The sequence below is a fragment of the Frigoribacterium salinisoli genome, from assembly GCF_054781095.1.
The window spans coordinates 42483-59765 of record NZ_BAAGVB010000004.1 but is presented as its reverse complement, the minus strand read 5'-3'; the positions used below and the strand labels follow the sequence as shown (position 1 = coordinate 59765).

The window sequence follows — 17283 nt, the reverse complement described above, 5'->3', positions numbered from 1 at the left end:
GGACGCCGTTACCGGGTCGTTATACAGTGAGCGGGTCGAGGTCGTTCGCTGTGGCGGCCGAGGCGCTGTGATCGCAGGACACTCTGGTGCAAGGGAGAAGGCCGGCCGCCGTCAGCGGCCGGCCTTCAGCACGTCCGGGGCCGTGCGGGCCCGCGACGGTGGCGGCTCGTACACTGTCGACAGCCTCCGGACCGGAGGGCACGAGCCGTCGACGAGGTGCAGACGATGAACGAGACGAGCCTGGCCGTGGGGGCCTGGGAGGCCCTGTTCCGAGCGCAGGTGACCGTCATGCGCGACCTGAGCGAGTGCTTCCCGAGCGGCGAGATCTCCTTCAACGAGTACGACGTCCTCTACAACCTCTCGGGCCAGCCCGACCGCCGGGCCCGCATCCGCGACCTCACGCGGCACCTCCTGCTCACCCAGCCCAGCATCAGCCGCCTCGTCGACCGCCTGGCGGCGCGCGGCGTCGTCGAGAAGCAGCCCGACCCGCGCGACGCGCGCGGCATCGTCGTGGCCATGACCCCCGAGGGGTACGAGCTCTACCGGCGCACCGCCGTCAGCCACGCCACCGCGATCAAGCGCCGCGTCGGCGACGCCCTCGAGGCCGACGAGCTCTCGGCCCTGACCGAGCTCTGCACCAAGCTGCGGACCGCCGACGCCGCCCCCGGTGAGCGGTCTGCGGTGGTCGCGCCGTGACCTCCCCCACCGTCGTCTGGCTGCGCGACGACCTGCGCGTCGCCGACAACCCCGCCCTCCAGGCCGCCGTCGAGCGCGGCGGTCCCGTCGTCGTGCTCTACCTGCACGACGACGTGACGCCGGGGCTGCGCCCGATCGGCGCCGCGGCGAAGTGGTGGCTGCACCACAGCCTCCTGTCGCTCGACGCGTCGCTGCGCGAGCTCGGGGCGCGCCTGACGCTGCGCCGCGGCGCCTCGGCCGACGTGCTGCCCGAGGTCGTGGCCGAGGTCGGGGCCGGCGCCGTGCACTGGAACCGGCGCTACGCACGCGGTCCGCGCGAGCTCGACGCCGCCGTCAAGACCGCCCTGCACGAGTCGGGCATCGACGCGCACAGCCACCAGGGGTCCCTGCTCTTCGAGCCCTGGACGGTCCGCACCGGCCAGGGCGGCCCCTACCGCGTCTTCACGCCGTTCTGGCGCGCCTGCCTCGACATGCCCGAGCCCCGCGCCCCCCTGCCCGCGCCCGAGCGGCTCACCGAGCCCGAGGGCGACTGGCGCTCCGACGACCTCGACGACTGGGCCCTGCTGCCGACCGCGCCCGACTGGGCGGGCGGCCTCCGCGACGCCTGGACCCCGGGCGAGCCCGCGGGCCTCGACCGCCTCGAGCACTTCGCCACCGAGGTGCTCGCCGACTACGGCCAGCGCGACCACCCCGCCCAGGAGGCCACGAGCCACCTCTCCCCCCGGTTGCGCTGGGGCGAGGTGAGCCCGTTCCAGGTGTGGCACCGCCTGCGCGGCGACCTGCCGCCGGCCGCACGCGAACAGGCGCAGCCGTTCCTCCGCGAGGTCGTCTGGCGCGAGTTCAACCACTCGGTGCTCTACGAGGCCGAGGACCTCGCCTCGGTCAACCTGCGACGCGAGTTCGACGCGTTCCCCTGGCCCGAGCCCGACCCCGACGAGCTGCGCGCGTGGCAGCAGGGCCGCACCGGGATCCCCCTCGTCGACGCCGGCATGCGCGAGCTGTGGACCAGCGGCGCCATGCACAACCGCGTCCGGCTCGTCACCGCGAGCTTCCTCGTCAAGAACCTGCTCGTCGACTGGCGCGTCGGCGAGAAGTGGTTCTGGGACTGCCTCGTCGACGCCGACGAGGCCAACAACCCCGCGAACTGGCAGTGGGTGGCGGGCTCGGGCGCCGACGCCGCCCCCTACTTCCGGGTCTTCAACCCGGTCCTGCAGCAGCAGAAGTTCGACGCGCACCGCGACTACGTGCGGCACTGGGTGCCCGAGGTCGACGACGAGTCGTACCCCGAGCCGATCGTCGACCTCAAGGAGTCGCGCCGCCGGGCGCTCGACGCCTACGACACCATGCGCCGCTCGTGACGCCCCCGGCCCGACAGCCCCGCACCGCACCCCACCGAGGAGCAGCATGACCACCGGCATCGACGCCGTCTTCGAGGCCCGCCAGGCCGAGCACCGGGCGCCCAGCGCCGTCTGGGGCACGTTCGGACCGGAGGGCCTGCGCCACGTCGGGGCCACCGGCGAGGTCGACGGCGCCCTGCCCGGTGCGGACACGGCCTACCGCATCGCCTCGTGCACCAAGAGCTTCACGGCGACGGCCCTCCTCGCCCTGCGCGACGCGGGCGCCCTGCAGCTCGACCAGCCGGTGACGGACTTCGTGCCCGCCTTCGCCGAGGTGGCCCTGCCCACCGCGGACTCCCCCGTGCCCACGGTGCGGATGCTGCTCACCATGGCGGCCGGGCTGCCCACCGACGACCCCTGGGGCGACCGGCAGGAGTCGATCACCGACGACGAGCTCGACGCCCTCCTGCACCGGGGCCTCTCGTTCGACAGCGTGCCCGGCACCACCTTCGCCTACTCGAACCTCGGCTACGCCCTGCTCGGTCGCGTCGTCGAGCACGCGTCCGGGCGCCCCTACCGCGAGGTCGTCGAGACCGCGATCCTGCGCCCGCTCGGCCTCGCCGCGACCGGGTTCACGGTCGACGTGCCCGCCCCCGGCGGTGTCGCCACCGGGCACCGACGGCACGGCGACGCGTGGGAGCCGCTGCCCTTCTCCGGCCCCGGCGGGTTCTCGCCCATCGGCGGCCTGTTCAGCACGGTCACCGACCTCGCCCGCTGGGCGCGGTGGCTGGCCAGCGCCTTCGACCCCGAGGGGCGCGGCGACCTCGACGGCGTGCTCTCGCGGGCGTCGCGGCGCGAGATGCAGCAGGCGCACCGGACCGTGCCCGGCCGGGGCGCGCATCCTGCCGCCTACGGCTTCGGCCTCTTCGTCGAGCAGTACCCGGACCTCGGGCCCGTCGTGTCGCACTCCGGTGGCTACCCCGGGTTCTCGGCGCACATGCGCTGGCACCCGGCCTCGGGCCTCGGCGCCGTCGCGTTCGAGAACGCCACCTACGCCCAGGTCTCGGTGCCGCTCACGCAGGCCCTCGACGGCGTGCTCGCCGACGAGGGCGTCGCCCCCGTCGTGACGCCGTGGCCCGAGACGCGTGCCGCGCAGGAGGCCGTGGAGCGCGTCGTCCGCGGGGGCGCCGTCCCCCCGGGCCTGTTCAGCGAGAACGTCGAGCTCGACCAGCCCCTCGAGCGACGCCGCACGGCGTGGCAGGAGGAGGCCGAGCGGGTCGGCGGACTGCTGCCCCGGGCGGAGGGGGCTGCCCCTGCCGGGTCGGCGGCCGCGGGGTCGGGGTCGGGGTCGGGGTCGAGGGCTTCAGGGCTCGACGTCGAGGCGGGCGAGGAGTCGACGGCACCGTCGCACCTGGTCTGGCGCGTGCCCGGCGGGCGGGGCGTGCTGCGCCTCGAGATCCGCCTCACGCCCGAGCGCCCGCCCCGCGTCCAGACGGTGCGCGTGCGCGCCGAGGCGCCGCACTGAGCCGGCGCCCCCGGCGCTCCTGACGGTCCCGCTCACGGCCGGCCTCGGGCGCCGCGCCCGCGGCCGGGCCATGCTGAGCGCATGGGACGCATCACGATCACAGGAGGCGCGGGCCGGGTCGCCACGGCCGTCCGTCCGCACCTCGCCGCGGCCGGGCACGCCGTCCACCTGCTCGACCTGGAGCCTCCTGCCGACCTCGCGGCGACCGAGACCTCGCAGGCGCTCGACGTCACCGACCTCGACGCGCTGACCGAGGCCGTGCGGGGCAGCGACCTGCTCGTGCACCTCGCCTCGCACGCCGACGAGCGGACCTGGCCCGAGATCCGCGACCTCAACCTCGAGAGCGCGTGGACCGCCCACGAGGCCGCGCACCGCGCCGGCGTGCCCCGCGTCCTGGCCGCGAGCTCCGTGCACGCCGTCGGGTTCCTGCCCGTCGCCGAGGCCGCGCGGGACGACGTCCCGGCTCCCCGACCCGACACGCTCTACGGCGTGAGCAAGGTGCTGCTCGAGGCGATCGGCAGCCTCTACGCCGATCGGCACGGCCACGTCGTCGTCAGCGCCCGCATCATGACCAGCGAGCCCGAGCCCTCCACCGCGCGCAGCCTCGGGACCTGGCTGTCGCCCGCCGACGCCGCGCGCCTCGTCGAGGCCGCCCTCGCGCTCGACGTTCCGGGCCACCACGTCGTCTGGGGCGTGTCCCGCAACACGCGCTGCCCCGTCTCGCACGCCGCCGGCGAGGCCATCGGGTTCCTCGCCCGGGACGACGCCGAGGCGCACGCCGACCGCTTCGACGACGCCGACAAGCTCGCCGCCGCGCGCGACGTGCTCGGCGGGACCATGGCCGCCGAGCCGATGGGGACGCGACAGGGCTGAGCCGCGACGGGGGACCGGCCGCCGGACCGTGCGCGCGGGGCCGGGGCGCGCCTCCTGCGCCACGCCGTCGGGTACCGTGGCGCCGTGACCACGCAGCTCCGCTCCGCACCCCTCGCCGAGATCGACCCCGGGACGCTCTACGCCCTGCTGCGGCTGCGCGTCGACGTCTTCGTCGTCGAGCAGGAGTGCGCCTACCCCGAGCTCGACGGCCGCGATCTCGAGCCCGACGCCCTGCAGCTCTGGGTCGAGGAGGACGGCGAGGTCCTCGCCACCGCCCGCCTGCTCTGCGACGGACCCGACCGACGGATCGGCCGCGTCGCCACGGCGGTCGGGGCCCGGGGGCAGGGGCTCGCGGCGGTGCTCGTGCAGCACGGCGTCGAGCTCAGCGGCGAGCGCCTCGTGCGGCTCGACGCCCAGGCGCACCTCGAGGGCTGGTACGCCCGGTCGGGGTTCGTCGTGGCGGGGCCGGGGTTCCTCGAGGACGGGATCCCCCACGTGCCCATGGAGCGCGACGCCCGCCCCGCCGCCGCCGCCACCACGGACGCGCCCGCCGGGGCCTGACGCACCGGGCCGCGGGCAGCCCCCTCCGCCGCGCACCGGCACGGTCGCCGGCCCCGTCCGGTCGTACACTCGGAGCGTGCCCCGCCTCGAGACCCCGCCGAGAGAGCGGATCCTCGCGGCCGCCCACGCCGAGTTCGCCGCCTCCGGCCTCTCCGGCGCCCGCATCGACGCCATCGCCCGCGTCGCGCACGCCAGCAAGGAACGCCTCTACGCGCACTTCGCGACCAAGCGCGACCTCTTCGACGCCACGCTCGCCGAGAGCATCGAACGCTGGTCCGCCGCGATCCCCTTCGACGCCGACGACCTGCCCTCGTGGGCGGCCCGCCTCTACGACCATCTCGCCCGGCACCCCGACGACGGGCGCCTCCTGCTCTGGGCCCAGATCGAGGGGGCAGCGGCCCCGAGCCCGGGCGTCGTCGACCTCGAGCAGCTCGAGGCACGCCGTCACGCCGTGCGAGCAGCGCAGGAGGCCGGCCACGTCGGGTCCGACTGGTCGCCCGACGAACTGACCACCCTCGTGCTCGGCGTCGTGCTCGCCTGGTTCGTGACGCCGTCCGGGTCGAACCTGCACCAGGGTCCGCACGAGCGTCGCACCGAGATCGTGCGACAGGCGGTCGCGCGGCTCGTCGCGTAGCCGGCGCCGCGCGTCCGGCGCTGGGCGTCGGGCCTCGGGCGCTGGGCGTGGGGCGCTGGGGGCAGGGCCTCGGGCGCAGGGGGCCCGGTACGGAGAGGGCGCCCCGCCGACCGCACGGCGAGGGCACGGCGCGTGCCCGGCGGCGTAGCGTCGGGCCGTGACCGAGACGACCGACCTCATCCCCGACCTGTCCCCCGAGCTCCGGGCCCTGCTCGACGGCGTGCCCGACGCCCCCGTCACGGGCGGCACCGTCGAGTACGACGACCGCGGCACCGTGCTCGAGGGGTTCCTCGCCCGGGCGACCCGGGCCTCCGGCGCCGACGAGGCCCTGCGGCCCGCCGCGCTCCTCGTGCACGACTGGAACGGCGTCGTCGACCACGTCCGCGTGCGTGCCCAGATGCTCGCGCGGCTCGGGGTCGTCGCGCTCGCCGCCGACGTCTACGGACAGGGCGTGCGCCCGGCGCCGTCCGAGACCGCCGAGACGGCGGGGCGCTTCTACGGCGACGTCGACCTGTTCCGGGCACGGCTCACGGCAGGCCTGGAGCGCCTGCGGGCGGAGCCGGGCGTCGACCCCGACCGGATCGTCGTCATGGGCTGGTGCTTCGGCGGGTCGGGCGCGCTCGAGCTGGCCAGGGCAGGGGCCGACGTGGCCGGCGTCGTGTCGTTCCACGGCGGGCTCGGCACCGGCGCCCCCGCGCTGCCGGGAGCCGTCACCGCCCCCGTGCTCGTGCTGACAGGAGGCGCGGACCCGGTGGTCCCCGACGACGCGGTGGTCACGTTCGAGCAGGAGCTGCGCGCGGCGGGCGCCCCCGACTGGCAGGTCGTCACCTACAGCGGTGCGATGCACGCGTTCGCGGTGCCCGGCACCGACGCCCCCGAGCACGGCGCGCAGTACCAGGAGCGGGCGGACCGCCGTTCGTGGGCCGCCATGCTCGCGTTCGTCGACGAGGTCGCCGGGCTGCCGGCGCGCTGACCGGCGCCGAGGCGCGAGCGCGGCTGGCGGGCTGCTCCGCGCCTCCTGCGGGCTCCCGCGGTCGCGTTCGGCGCCGAACGCGACAACAGCGCCGCGACGCGCCGAGGGCGGGTCCGGCAGGAGGCACCGCCCGCGCCTCGTCGTCGCCTTTTCGGACGAGAGGGGAACGCCGAGCGAACCGGACGGGCCGGGGCTGCCGGCGCGGTGACCGGCGCCGAGGCGCGCGCCCGGCTGGCGGGCTGCTCCGCGCCTCCTGCGGGCTCCCGCGGTCGTCCACGGTCGTCCGCAGTCGCGTTCGGCGCCGAACGCGACCACGGCGCCGCGACACGCCGAGGGCGGGTCCGGCAGGAGGCACCGCCCGCGCCTGGTCGTCGCCTTTTCGGACGAGAGGGGAACGTCGACCGAACCGGACGGGCCGGGCCGACCGGTCCGAGCCGACCGGGCCGGGCCGACCGGGCCGAGCCGACCGGGCCGGGCCGACCGGGCCGAGCCGACCGGGCCGGGCCGACCGGGCCGGGCCGACCGGGCCGGGCCGGCCGGGTGGGGCGGGCGGCGGTCAGGCGGGGTGCGGGGTGCCGCCGCGGAGGGCACGGAGGGTGAGCGCCGTCTCGAGGGCGGCGTGCGCGGCCTCGGCGCCCTTGTCCTCCTTCGAGCCGGGCAGGCCCGCACGGTCGAGGCCCTGCTGCTCGTCGTCGAGGGTGAGCACGCCGAACCCGACGGGCGCACCGGTGTCGAGGGTGACGCGCAGCAGCCCGCTCGTCGCGGCGTCCGAGACGTACTCGAAGTGCGGGGTGCCGCCCCGGATGATGACGCCCAGCGCGACGACCGCGTCGGCCCCGGCCTCGATGGCAGCCTTGGCGACGACCGGCAGCTCGAAGCTGCCCGGCACGCGCAGCACCGTCGTCGTGGCACCGGAGGCGTCGAGCACGCGGTGCGCACCGGCGAGCAGCCCGTCGGTGATGGCGTCGTGCCAGGTGCCGGCGACGACGGTGACCCGCAGGCCGGTCGCGTCGGGGATCTCGTGGTCGGTGGGGGCTCCGTCGCCGCTCATGCGGTCGCTCCTTCAGGGTCGGTCCGGTCGGTGGTGCTGGTGCTGGTGCTGGTCGCGGCGGTGCCGCGCGTCCCCGCGCCGTCGCGGGCGTCTCGGGCGTCGCGGGCGTCTCCGGCGTCGCGGGCGTCTCGGGCGTCGAGCCAGGCGGCGATCGACGCGATGGTGACGACGGGCACGCCCTCGCGGGCGCCGAGCGCGAACAGCCCGGGCAGGCGGAGCATCTCGCCGTCGTCCCCGACGATCTCGCAGATCGCGGCGACCGGCCGGAGGCCCGCGGCCGTCACGAGGTCGACCGACGCCTCGGTGTGGCCGGGCCGCACGCGCACCCCACCGGGCAGGGCGCGCAGGGGCAGCACGTGCCCGGGCCGGTGCAGGTCGTCGCGGACGCTGTCGGCGGCGCCGAGCACGCGGAGCGTGGTGGCCCGGTCGCTGGCGCTGATGCCCGTGGTCACGCCGTGCGCCGCGTCGACGCTCACGGTGTAGGCCGTGCCGCGGACGTCCTCGCTGTGCGCGACCATGGGCGGCAGGTCGAGGTGGTCGGCGATCTCGGGGGCCATCGGCGCACAGAGGAACCCGGACGAGTGCCGCACCGTCCAGGCGATCCACTCCGGGCTCGCCAGCTCGGCGGCGAGCACGACGTCGCCCTCGTCCTCGCGGTCCTCCGCGTCGACGACGATGACCGGGCGACCCGCGCGCAGGTGCTCGAGCACGAGCTCGACGGGCGCCTCGCCCGCGACGTGCACGTCACCCGCGATCGACGACCCGTCGTCGGCGGGCCCGGTCACGGGGGCGGGCCCGGTCACGAGGAGACCTCCGCGTGTCGACCGGCCGGGGCCTCGGCGGGCGCGCCACGCTGCGCTCCCCGGCCCGCGCCTCCTGCCCCGCCCGCGGCCGCCCCGCCCGGGTCAGCGGCCGCGCCAGCGCCCGGGCCCGGGCCCGCGCCCGGGCCCGCGGCAGCGGCGGCCGCGTCGACGGCGCGCATGCGCAGCACGTGCCGGGCGAGCACGTCGGTCTCGACGTTGACGGCGTCGCCGGGCGCCTTCGCGCCGAGCGTCGTCGCCGCGAGCGTCTCGGGGATCAGCGAGACCTCGAACCAGCCCTCGGCGGCGCCGGGGTCGCTGATGCCGCTGACGGTGAGGCTCACGCCCTCGAGCGTGACGCTGCCCTTGTCGACGAGCAGGGCCGACAGGTCGTCGGGCAGGGCGAAGCGCACGCGACGCCAGGCGGTGCCGTCCTCCACCTCGAGCACGCGCGCGGTCGCGTCGACGTGCCCCTGCACGATGTGGCCGCCGAGGCGGTCGCCCACGCGGGCGGCGCGCTCGAGGTTGACGGGCTGGCCCGGCTCGAGGCCGCCCAGGGTGCTCATGCGGAGGGTCTGCGCCATGACGTCGGCGGTGAAGGTCTCGGCGTCGTGCTCGACGACGGTGAGGCACACGCCGCTGACGCTGATCGAGTCGCCGTGCGCGGCGTCGCCCACGACCTCGGGGCCGCGCACGGTCAGCCGCACGCTGTCGCCCTGCGGCTCGAGGCCGACGACGGTGCCCTGCGCCTCGACGAGTCCGGTGAACATCAGGCGCCGCCCTCGGTGCGTCGGGCGGTGCGTGCGGTGCGGGTCATGGCGGCCTCCGGTCGGTGCTCCGGGGCGATGACGACACAGGGGTCGCGAGGCCACCCGACGCGCCCACGGCGGGGCCTGCCGGGCACGCGCTGCCTCTCATCCGGACTGTACCGTCGGTACCGGGGTTCCACCGGTTCGGCCTCGCACCCGCCTCGGACGAGGAGGGCGCTCGGTTCGCGGACTGTGACCGCCGGCTCAGAATTGCACTGACCCCGGAGCGCGTTGCTCGAGCAGCACCGTACCACCGCGCCCCGACACCGAGCCGCGGGCGGCGGTAGCGTGACGTCATGCCGACGCCCCTCCTCTTCCTGCTGCACGCCGACCCCACCGGAGAGGTCACCGGCGTCGAGCGCGTCGACCCGGCGCTGCCGCAGGTGAGCGCCTCCGACCTGTCCGCGACCCGCGGCGACGGCGTCTTCGAGAGCATCGGCGTCTTCGAGGGCCGCCCGCAGGCCGTCGAGATGCACCTCGCGCGGTTCGCGCGGTCGTCGGCGATGCTCGACCTGCCCGCTCCCGACCTCGACGCGTGGCGCCGGCTCGTGCTCGGCACGGCCGCCGAGGTCGCCGACGAGGCGCACGTGCTGCTCAAGCTGATCTGGTCGCGCGGCGACGAGTTCGGCGACCGCCCGACGGGCTGGCTGCACGCCTTCGCGATGCCCGACCACACGGCCGAGCACGAGGACGGCATCCGGGTCGTCACCCTCGACCGCGGCTACCGCAGCGACGTCGCCGAGACCAGCCCGTGGCTCCTGCAGGGCGCCAAGACGCTCTCCTACGCCGTCAACAAGGCCGCCCTCCGCGAGGCGGCGCGCCGCGGCGCGGACGACGTCGTCTTCGTCTCGACCGACGGCGTCGTCCTCGAGGGACCGAACTCGACGGTCGTCGCCCTGGTCGACGGCGTGCTCGTCTCGACGCCGCCCGCGCTGGGCGTGCTCGAGGGCACGACGCAGGTCGACCTCTTCGCCTGGGCCGAGGCGCAGGGCCGACCGACCGCGCTCCGCGCCCTCGGCGTCGACGAGCTGCGCCGCGCCTCCGGCCTGTGGCTCACCTCGAGCGGGCGCCTGCTCGCCCCCGTCGTCTCGCTCGACGGCGAGGACCTGGCCACCGACGCCGCGTTCACGCGTGCGGCGGTCGAGCACCTCCGCTCCCGCACCCGCTGAGCGGCGGGCGGCGGGCCTCCTGCCCCTCCCGCCGCCGCTTCCTGCCTCGTCCTGCACCGTCCTGCCCCGTCCTGCCGGCCGAGGGTGTCCACGACACGCGGACGCAGCAGCGCGACGCCCACCGTTCGTGGACACCGTCGCCGGAAGGGTGTCCACGACGTGCGGCTCCCGTCACGACCGCTCCGCGTGTCGTGGACACCCTCGGTGAAGCGGGCGGGACGGGCGGGCGGGGCAGGAGGCCGGGCGGGGCAGGAGGCGCGGGCCGGGGAGCGCAGCGTCCCCCGACCCGGGGGCGGCCCAGGGGCAGGAGGAGCAGACTCGGCCGGGCAAGCTCCGCACCGAGGAAGGACCGATCGATGACCGACGTCTCGTCCCAGCCGCCCGCCGAGGGTGACGACCGCGAGGTCCTGACCAACCGTCAGGGCCACCCCGTCTACGACAACCAGAACCAGCGCACGGTCGGCTCCCGGGGCCCCGCGACGCTCGAGAACTACCAGTTCCTGGAGAAGATCAGCCACTTCGACCGCGAGCGGATCCCGGAGCGCGTCGTGCACGCGCGCGGGGCCGTCGCGTTCGGCACCTTCACCGCCACCGGCACCTGGGGCGACGAGCCGATCTCGCGGTACACCCGCGCGAAGCTCTTCCAGGAGGCCGGGAAGGAGACCCCGATCGCGATCCGCTTCTCGACGGTGATCGGCGGCCGCGACTCCTCCGAGGCGGCCCGCGACCCGCGCGGCTTCGCCGTGAAGTTCTACACCGAGGACGGCAACTGGGACCTCGTCGGCAACAACCTGGCCGTCTTCTTCATCCGTGACGCGATCAAGTTCCCCGACGTGATCCACTCGCTCAAGCCCGACCCGGTGACGTTCCGCCAGGAGCCGGCGCGCATCTTCGACTTCATGTCGCAGACGCCCGAGTCGATGCACATGCTGATGAACCTCTTCAGCCCGCGCGGCATCCCCGCGAACTACCGCACGCAGCAGGGCTTCGGCGTCAACACGTACAAGTGGGTCGACGCCGACGGCGGCACGAAGCTGGTCAAGTACCACTGGATCCCGTCGGTGGGCGTCAGCTCCATGACCGAGGCCGACGCCGCGGTCGTGCAGGGCGGCGACCTCGGGCACGCGTCGAAGGACCTCTACGACGCCATCGAGCGCGGCGACCACCCCGAGTGGGAGCTCCGCGTCCAGCTCATGGACGACCACGACCACCCCGAGCTCGACTTCGACCCGCTGGACGACACGAAGGTGTGGCCCGAGAACGAGTTCCCGGCGAAGGCCGTGGGCACGATGCGCCTCACGAGCAACGTCACGAACCACTTCGCCGAGAACGAGCAGCTCTCGTTCGGCACGGGCGTGCTCGTCGACGGCCTCGACTTCAGCGACGACAAGATGCTCGTGGGCCGCACGTTCTCGTACTCCGACGCGCAGCGCTACCGCGTGGGGCCGAACTACCTGCAGCTGCCGGTCAACGCGCCCAAGGGCGCGGACGTCGCCACCAACCAGCGCGACGGCCAGATGGCGTACCACCAGGGCGGTGGCGCGAACCCGCACGTCAACTACGAGCCGTCGATCACCGAGGGCAGCCTGCGCGAGGGCCAGTACCCGACGCACGACGACCAGGGCCCCGAGATCACCGGCCGCCTGACGCGCAAGCGCATCGAGCGGACGAACGACTACGCGCAGGCCGGCCAGCGCTACCTGCTCATGGAGGACTGGGAGCGCGACGACCTCGTCGCCAACTTCGTCGACCTCATCTCGCAGGCCGCGCGCCCGGTGCAGGAGCGCATGCTCTGGCACTTCTACCTCGTCGAGGACGACCTCGGTCGCCGCGTCGGGGAGGGCCTCGGCATCACGCTCGACGAGGTGAAGGGCCTGCCTCCGCTGCAGTCCCAGACCCTCTCCGAGGACGAGCTGGCCCGCCTGGCGAAGCTCGGCCACAACGGCCCGCGCGACGTCGAGGGCCTCGTCATGACCCACACGGTGCCGAACGAGCGCGCCGTGAGGGTGCCCGCGGGCGCCTGACGCACGGACGCGGTCGCCCCGCGCGACCGCCTCGCCCCCAGGAGGCGCGATGCCGGCCCGGCACCGCGCCTCCTGCACGTCATGCCCCTTTCCGCCCCGCTCCCCTCCGAGGGTGTCCACGACACGCGGACGGACGGGCGCGCGACCCACGCATCGTGGATACCGCGGACGGGACCGTGTCCACACTCCGTACTGTCGGCGGTGATCGCTCCGCGTGTCGTGGACACCCTCCTGAGATGGGCGGGCGGGGCAGGAGGGGCAGGAGGGACGAGACGGCCGGGGCACGTAGGCTGGCGGCATGGGGAAGCGACGCGGTGACGGACTGAACCCCTACGACGGCGTGCCCGGGTTCTTCGGCCGCCTCAACCGGTTCGTGTACACCTACGCGGGGCCCGCGCAGGTCGGCATCGGCCGGCCGGAGGACGCCGCGACGCCGACCGCCGAGCCGCGCTGCCCGATCTGCGGCGCCCTCATGGCCGACCACGTCGTCACGCGCGGCGACGCGACGCGACCGACGTACCTGCGCTGCCCGAGCCCGCCGACGGCCACCGAGGTCGCACCCGGCACGACGCCGCCCACCGCCTGACGCGTCCGGCGCATCCCCGCGAGGCCGCGTCGGTCCCGGACGCGCCCCGCCCGGCCGCTGGCACGGCCGAGCCCCTCAGCACTCCACGACGTTGACGGCGAGCCCGCCCTGCGAGGTCTCCTTGTAGTTCGCGCTCATGTCGCGGCCGGTCTGGCGCATGGTCTCGATGACGGTGTCGAGGCTGACGACGTGCTCGCCGTCGCCGAGCAGCGCCATGCGGGTCGCGGCGACCGCGGTGCCGGCGGCGATGGCGTTGCGCTCGATGCAGGGCACCTGCACGAAGCCGCCGACGGGGTCGCAGGTGAGGCCGAGGTGGTGCTCCATGGCGATCTCGGCGGCGTTCTCGACCTGCCGGGGCGTGCCGCCGAGGACTGCCGTGAGGGCCCCGGCTGCCATCGACGCGGCGCTGCCGACCTCGCCCTGGCAGCCGGCCTCGGCGCCCGAGATCGAGGCGTTGCGCTTGTAGAGCGAGCCGATCGCGGCGGCCGTGAGCAGGTAGTCGCGGGCGAGCACCTCGCGCGAGGTGCCGTGGAACCGGCTCGCGTAGACGCCGACCGCCGGCAGGATGCCCGCCGCACCGTTCGTCGGTGCCGTCACGACGCGCCCGCCGGCCGCGTTCTCCTCGTTGACGGCCATCGCGTACGCCTGGAGCCACTGCGCGGGCAGGTCGGCGAGCAGGGCGGGGGCAGGAGGCGCGCCCACCGGGACCAGCGCCTCCTGCTGCTGCAGCCGCGTGGCGACCGCGTGCGCCCGGCGCTTGACGCGCATCCACCCGGGCAGCTCGCCCTCGGTCTCGAGGCCGGAGGCGACGCAGGCGGCCATGGCGTCCCAGCGCGCCTCGAGGCCACGACGCGCCGCGTCCTCGCCGTGGACCGCGACCTCGTTGCGCCAGGCGAGCTCGGCGATGGAGGCGCCCTCGCGGTCGCAGAGCCGCAGCAGGTCGGCCGCGTCGGCGAAGGCGTACGGCGCGGGGCTCGCGGGCACGGGCACCTCGTCGTCGCCGTCGCGCACCACGAAGCCGCCGCCCACCGAGAAGAACACGTCGCTCGCGACCTGCTCGCCGTCGGCGTCGAGCGCCTCGAGGCTCATCGCGTTCGGGTGCCGCGGCATGCGGGTGAGCGGGGCCATGCGCAGGTCGGCGGGCCCGAACGCGACCTGCTGCACGCCCAGCAGGCGCAGCCCGCCGCCGTGCTCGACGGCCTCGGGCAGCCCGGCGACGACCGCGGGGTCACAGGTCTCGGGGTCGAGCCCGACCAACCCCGCGAGCACGGCGGCGGGGGTGCCGTGGCCGGCCCCCGTGGCGGCGAGCGAGCCGTAGAGCACGACGCGCACCCGGGCGACGAGGGCGAGGGCACCGGAGGCGCGCAACGGCTCGAGGAAGAGGCGCGCGGCCCGCATCGGGCCCACCGTGTGCGAGCTCGACGGGCCGATGCCGATCGAGAAGAGGTCGAGGGCCGAGACGTGCTCGACGACGGCGGCGGTCACGAGGCGATCCTCTCGGTCTCGTCCGACGCGGGGGGCCCGTCCGGACCGGGGCGCCCGATGCTGCGGGCGTGCTCGGCCATCCCTCCGCTCATCGCGCCGAGGAACCGGGTGACGACGTCGAGCTCGTCGTCGGTGAAACCGTCGAGGACGGTGTCGGTGACGCCACCGAGCGGCCCGAAGAACGCACCGGCCACCTCGCGGGCGCGCTCGCCGTAGTGGACGAGGACGCGCCTCCTGTCGGCGTCGTCGCGGCGGCGCACCACGTGGCCGACGCGCTCCAGCCGGTCGATGACGCCGGTCGCGGCACCCGAGGTGACGCCGAGGGCCTCGCCGAGCCGGCCCGAGGTGAGGGGGTCGCCGGCGCGCTCGGCCTCCATGACGGCCAGCAGCGCCTCGAGGTCGATCTGCCCGAGGCCGTGGCGCGCGGCGAACGCCTGGGCGATGCGCTGCGACTCGGTCGTGAGCCGCTGCAGGTGCCGGACGACGTCGGCGCGCGCGTCGAGGCGGCGGGGTGCTGCGCGGTCGGGCATCGGGACCTCCTGCCGTCCATTGTCTCCCCTCGGACCGGGAGCCGGGCACCCGCGTGCCGCTCGTGCAATACTCTCAGCAACTAAGACATCTACTCGCTGAAGGAATCACCGTGCGCGCGCTCTCCCGTCTCGTCAGCGGACCCCGGTCGGCCTGGGCCGTGCTCGTCGGCACCGCCGTGGCCGTGGCCCTGCTCTTCGTCGCCCTGCCCACCGCCGACGGCGAGGCGGGCGCTCCGTCGGGCGTCCCCGACAGCAGCGACAGCGCCGAGGTGGCCGAGCTGCTCGCGGGCTTCCCCTCGGCCGACCGGACCGTGGGCATCGTCGTCTGGTCGGCAGGAGGCGCGGACCTCACCGACGCCCAGGTCGCCACCGTCACGGCGCGCGCGGGCGATCTCGCGGCGCTCTCGACGACGCCCGGGGCCGTGCGACCCCAGGTGTCCGACGACGGCACGTCCGTGCTGGTCGCGGTCCCCCTCGACGCCGGCGCCGTGGAGGACGACGTCGCCGGGACCGCGAGCGCGCTCCGCGACGCCGCGTCCGCCGACCTGCCCGACGGCGTGACCGCCTACCTCACGGGGCCGGTCGGGTTCCAGGACGACGTGGCGAACGCGTTCGCCGGGGCCGACGTCCGCCTCCTGCTCGTCACCGTCGCGGTCGTCGCGGCCCTGCTCATCGTCACCTACCGCTCCCCCGTGCTCTGGCTCGTGCCGCTCGTCGTGGTCGGGACCGCCGACGCCCTCGCCGGACGGGTCGCCGGCGCCGTCGCGCAGGCCCTCGACGTCACGGTCGACGCGAGCGTGTCGGGGATCCTCTCGGTGCTCGTCTTCGGCGCCGGCACCAACTACGCCCTCCTGCTCGTCGCGCGCTACCGCGAGGAGCTCACGCGCCGGGCCGACGCCCGGGCCGCGCTCGCGACCTCCCTCCGGAGCGCGGGGCCCGCGATCCTCGCGAGCGGCGGCACGGTCGCCCTGAGCCTCCTGACGCTGCTGCTCGCCTCGCTCTCGGGCAACCGGGCCCTCGGCCTCGCCTGCGCCGTCGGGATCGTCGTCGCCCTGGCCTTCGCGCTCGTCGTGCTGCCGGCCGCCCTCGTCGTCTGCGGGCGCGGGCTCTTCTGGCCGTTCGTGCCGCGGGTCGCCGAGCAGGCGCCGGCCCGGTCGCCGCGCACGGCACGGCCCCGGGGCTGGGAACGCCTCGGCCGTGGTGTCGCCCGTCGCCCCGCGCTCGTCGCGACCGTGGCCGTGCTCGCCCTCGGCGGCCTCGCCACGGGCCTCACGGGCACCACGGTGGGCCTGTCGCAGACCGACCAGCTGCTCGGCGAGCCCGACTCGGTCGTCGGCCAGGAGATCGTCGACGGGTCGTTCGCCGCCGGCCTCACGAGCAGCACGACCGTGCTCGCACCGACCGCCGTGGCCGACGAGGCCGCCCGCCTCGCGGAGGGCGTCGAGGGCGTCGCCTCCGCCACGACGGGCGAGGCCGCCGACGGCCGCACCGCGATCGCCGTGCAGCTCGACGCCGACCCGGAGAGCGCCGACGCCTTCGCGACCGTACAGGCCCTCCGCGACGGGTACGCGGACGCCGGCGGCGAGGTCTCGGCCGCCCTCGTCGGCGGCACCGACGCCACCGCGTGGGACGCCCGCCAGGCCGCCGACCGCGACCTCGCCCTGCTCGCGCCTCTGATCCTCGTCGTGGTGCTCGTGGTGCTCGTGCTGCTGCTGCGCTCGCTCGTGGCGCCGGTCCTGCTCATCACCTCGGTGCTCGCCACCTTCGCGGCCAGCCTCGGCGCGTCGACCTGGATCTTCGAGGGCCTGCTCGGGTTCCCCGCCCTCGACACGAGCGTCACCCTCTACGCGTTCCTCTTCCTCGTCGCCCTGGGCGTGGACTACGCCATCTTCCTCACGACGCGGGCACGCGAGGAACGGCTGCTGCACGGCACCCGCGAGGGCATGGTCCGCGCCCTCGCCTCGACGGGCGCCGTCATCACGAGCGCCGGGATCCTGCTCGCCGCGGTCTTCGCGGTGCTGGGGGTGCTGCCCGTGGTCGCGCTCACGCAGGTCGGCGTCATCGTCTGCGTCGGCGTGCTGCTCGACACCCTCGTCGTGCGGACCGTGCTCGTGCCGGCCCTGGTGTTCCTGCTCGGCGACCGCTTCTGGTGGCCGGCCCGGACCACCCCTGCGGCGCCGGACCGCGGGCGGGCGCCGCACGCGGCCTGAGGCCCGTCGGGCGGCACGGC

The 17283-nt window shown here is 75.8% G+C and carries 15 protein-coding genes, 1 pseudogene and 1 riboswitch; of the genes and pseudogenes, 11 read left to right on the top strand and 5 right to left on the bottom strand.

The features are described from left to right. The first annotated feature begins 225 nt into the window (after window positions 1-225). The 7 genes from ACYVHQ_RS10260 (at window position 226) to ACYVHQ_RS10230 (ending at window position 6599) form a co-directional block, all read left to right on the top strand. Window positions 226-696, top strand: coding sequence for a MarR family winged helix-turn-helix transcriptional regulator (locus tag ACYVHQ_RS10260; protein WP_460512697.1), 471 nt, complete (start codon window positions 226-228; stop codon window positions 694-696). Then, on the top strand, window positions 693-2054 hold the full coding sequence (locus tag ACYVHQ_RS10255; protein ID WP_460512695.1) for a cryptochrome/photolyase family protein: 1362 nt from the start codon (window positions 693-695) through the stop codon (window positions 2052-2054). The genes ACYVHQ_RS10260 and ACYVHQ_RS10255 overlap by 4 nt, the downstream gene beginning before the upstream one ends. Before the next feature lie 46 nt (window positions 2055-2100). After that, window positions 2101-3558 (top strand): serine hydrolase domain-containing protein, encoded by a 1458-nt coding sequence (locus tag ACYVHQ_RS10250; RefSeq protein ID WP_460512693.1) that lies wholly within the window; start codon window positions 2101-2103, stop codon window positions 3556-3558. 81 nt (window positions 3559-3639) lie between these two features. After that, complete coding sequence (locus ACYVHQ_RS10245) at window positions 3640-4431, top strand: NAD-dependent epimerase/dehydratase family protein (protein ID WP_460512691.1); 792 nt, start codon at window positions 3640-3642, stop codon at window positions 4429-4431. Window positions 4432-4515: 84 nt separating this feature from the next. Further along, the gene (locus ACYVHQ_RS10240) at window positions 4516-4992 is read left to right on the top strand and encodes a GNAT family N-acetyltransferase (RefSeq protein ID WP_460512689.1); all 477 of its coding nucleotides are present in this window, start codon (window positions 4516-4518) and stop codon (window positions 4990-4992) included. A gap of 76 nt (window positions 4993-5068) precedes the next feature. Continuing rightward, entirely contained in the window at window positions 5069-5626 is a 558-nt protein-coding gene (locus tag ACYVHQ_RS10235) for a TetR family transcriptional regulator (RefSeq protein ID WP_460512687.1), read from the top strand. Between the two features lie 157 nt (window positions 5627-5783). After that, window positions 5784-6599, top strand: a complete 816-nt coding sequence (locus ACYVHQ_RS10230; protein WP_460512685.1) for a dienelactone hydrolase family protein — start codon at window positions 5784-5786, stop codon at window positions 6597-6599. A 556-nt stretch (window positions 6600-7155) separates the two neighbouring features. Here ACYVHQ_RS10230 and ribH read toward each other — a convergent pair. From ribH to ACYVHQ_RS10215, 3 genes and pseudogenes are all read right to left on the bottom strand, one after another. Then, window positions 7156-7650, bottom strand: coding sequence for a 6,7-dimethyl-8-ribityllumazine synthase (gene ribH / locus ACYVHQ_RS10225; protein WP_460512683.1), 495 nt, complete (start codon window positions 7648-7650; stop codon window positions 7156-7158). Between the two features lie 134 nt (window positions 7651-7784). Then, window positions 7785-8393, bottom strand: a pseudogene (ribB, locus tag ACYVHQ_RS10220) (3,4-dihydroxy-2-butanone-4-phosphate synthase); the annotation flags it as partial. Window positions 8394-8449: 56 nt separating this feature from the next. Next, window positions 8450-9220 carry a riboflavin synthase gene (locus tag ACYVHQ_RS10215; protein WP_460512681.1) on the bottom strand — a complete coding sequence of 257 codons (771 nt, stop codon included), beginning with the start codon at window positions 9218-9220 and terminating at the stop codon, window positions 8450-8452. A gap of 130 nt (window positions 9221-9350) precedes the next feature. Next, a riboswitch (FMN riboswitch) is annotated at window positions 9351-9493 on the bottom strand. Window positions 9494-9555: 62 nt separating this feature from the next. On the opposite strand from ACYVHQ_RS10215, the gene ACYVHQ_RS10210 reads away from it, so the two are divergent. From ACYVHQ_RS10210 to ACYVHQ_RS10200, 3 genes are all read left to right on the top strand, one after another. Then, entirely contained in the window at window positions 9556-10428 is an 873-nt protein-coding gene (locus ACYVHQ_RS10210; protein ID WP_460512680.1) for an aminodeoxychorismate lyase, read from the top strand. Window positions 10429-10784: 356 nt separating this feature from the next. Then, window positions 10785-12452 (top strand): catalase, encoded by a 1668-nt coding sequence (locus tag ACYVHQ_RS10205; protein ID WP_460512678.1) that lies wholly within the window; start codon window positions 10785-10787, stop codon window positions 12450-12452. 298 nt (window positions 12453-12750) lie between these two features. After that, window positions 12751-13038: a hypothetical protein gene (locus ACYVHQ_RS10200; protein ID WP_460512676.1), complete on the top strand. Its 288-nt coding sequence runs from the start codon at window positions 12751-12753 to the stop codon at window positions 13036-13038. 75 nt (window positions 13039-13113) lie between these two features. Here the strand turns inward: ACYVHQ_RS10200 and ACYVHQ_RS10195 are convergent, their stop codons facing one another. Both ACYVHQ_RS10195 and ACYVHQ_RS10190 read right to left on the bottom strand, forming a co-directional pair. Further along, the gene (locus tag ACYVHQ_RS10195; protein WP_460512674.1) at window positions 13114-14523 is read right to left on the bottom strand and encodes an L-serine ammonia-lyase; all 1410 of its coding nucleotides are present in this window, start codon (window positions 14521-14523) and stop codon (window positions 13114-13116) included. Continuing rightward, the gene (locus tag ACYVHQ_RS10190) at window positions 14520-15053 is read right to left on the bottom strand and encodes a MarR family winged helix-turn-helix transcriptional regulator (RefSeq protein ID WP_460512672.1); all 534 of its coding nucleotides are present in this window, start codon (window positions 15051-15053) and stop codon (window positions 14520-14522) included. The genes ACYVHQ_RS10195 and ACYVHQ_RS10190 overlap by 4 nt, the downstream gene beginning before the upstream one ends. Window positions 15054-15106: 53 nt before the next feature. Here ACYVHQ_RS10190 and ACYVHQ_RS10185 point away from each other — a divergent pair, with 53 nt between their 5' ends. Continuing rightward, window positions 15107-17263, top strand: coding sequence for an MMPL family transporter (locus ACYVHQ_RS10185; protein WP_460512671.1), 2157 nt, complete (start codon window positions 15107-15109; stop codon window positions 17261-17263). The last annotated feature ends 20 nt before the right edge of the window (window positions 17264-17283 follow it).

Coding starts and splice junctions, on each gene's coding strand:
- ACYVHQ_RS10200 (WP_460512676.1), top strand. CDS start 12,751: ATGGGGAAGCGACGCGGTGACGGACTGAACCCCTACGACGGCGTGCCC.
- ACYVHQ_RS10260 (WP_460512697.1), top strand. CDS start 226: ATGAACGAGACGAGCCTGGCCGTGGGGGCCTGGGAGGCCCTGTTCCGA.
- ACYVHQ_RS10210 (WP_460512680.1), top strand. CDS start 9,556: ATGCCGACGCCCCTCCTCTTCCTGCTGCACGCCGACCCCACCGGAGAG.
- ACYVHQ_RS10215 (WP_460512681.1), bottom strand. CDS start 9,220: ATGTTCACCGGACTCGTCGAGGCGCAGGGCACCGTCGTCGGCCTCGAG.
- ACYVHQ_RS10205 (WP_460512678.1), top strand. CDS start 10,785: ATGACCGACGTCTCGTCCCAGCCGCCCGCCGAGGGTGACGACCGCGAG.
- ribH (WP_460512683.1), bottom strand. CDS start 7,650: ATGAGCGGCGACGGAGCCCCCACCGACCACGAGATCCCCGACGCGACC.
- ACYVHQ_RS10250 (WP_460512693.1), top strand. CDS start 2,101: ATGACCACCGGCATCGACGCCGTCTTCGAGGCCCGCCAGGCCGAGCAC.
- ACYVHQ_RS10190 (WP_460512672.1), bottom strand. CDS start 15,053: ATGCCCGACCGCGCAGCACCCCGCCGCCTCGACGCGCGCGCCGACGTC.
- ACYVHQ_RS10245 (WP_460512691.1), top strand. CDS start 3,640: ATGGGACGCATCACGATCACAGGAGGCGCGGGCCGGGTCGCCACGGCC.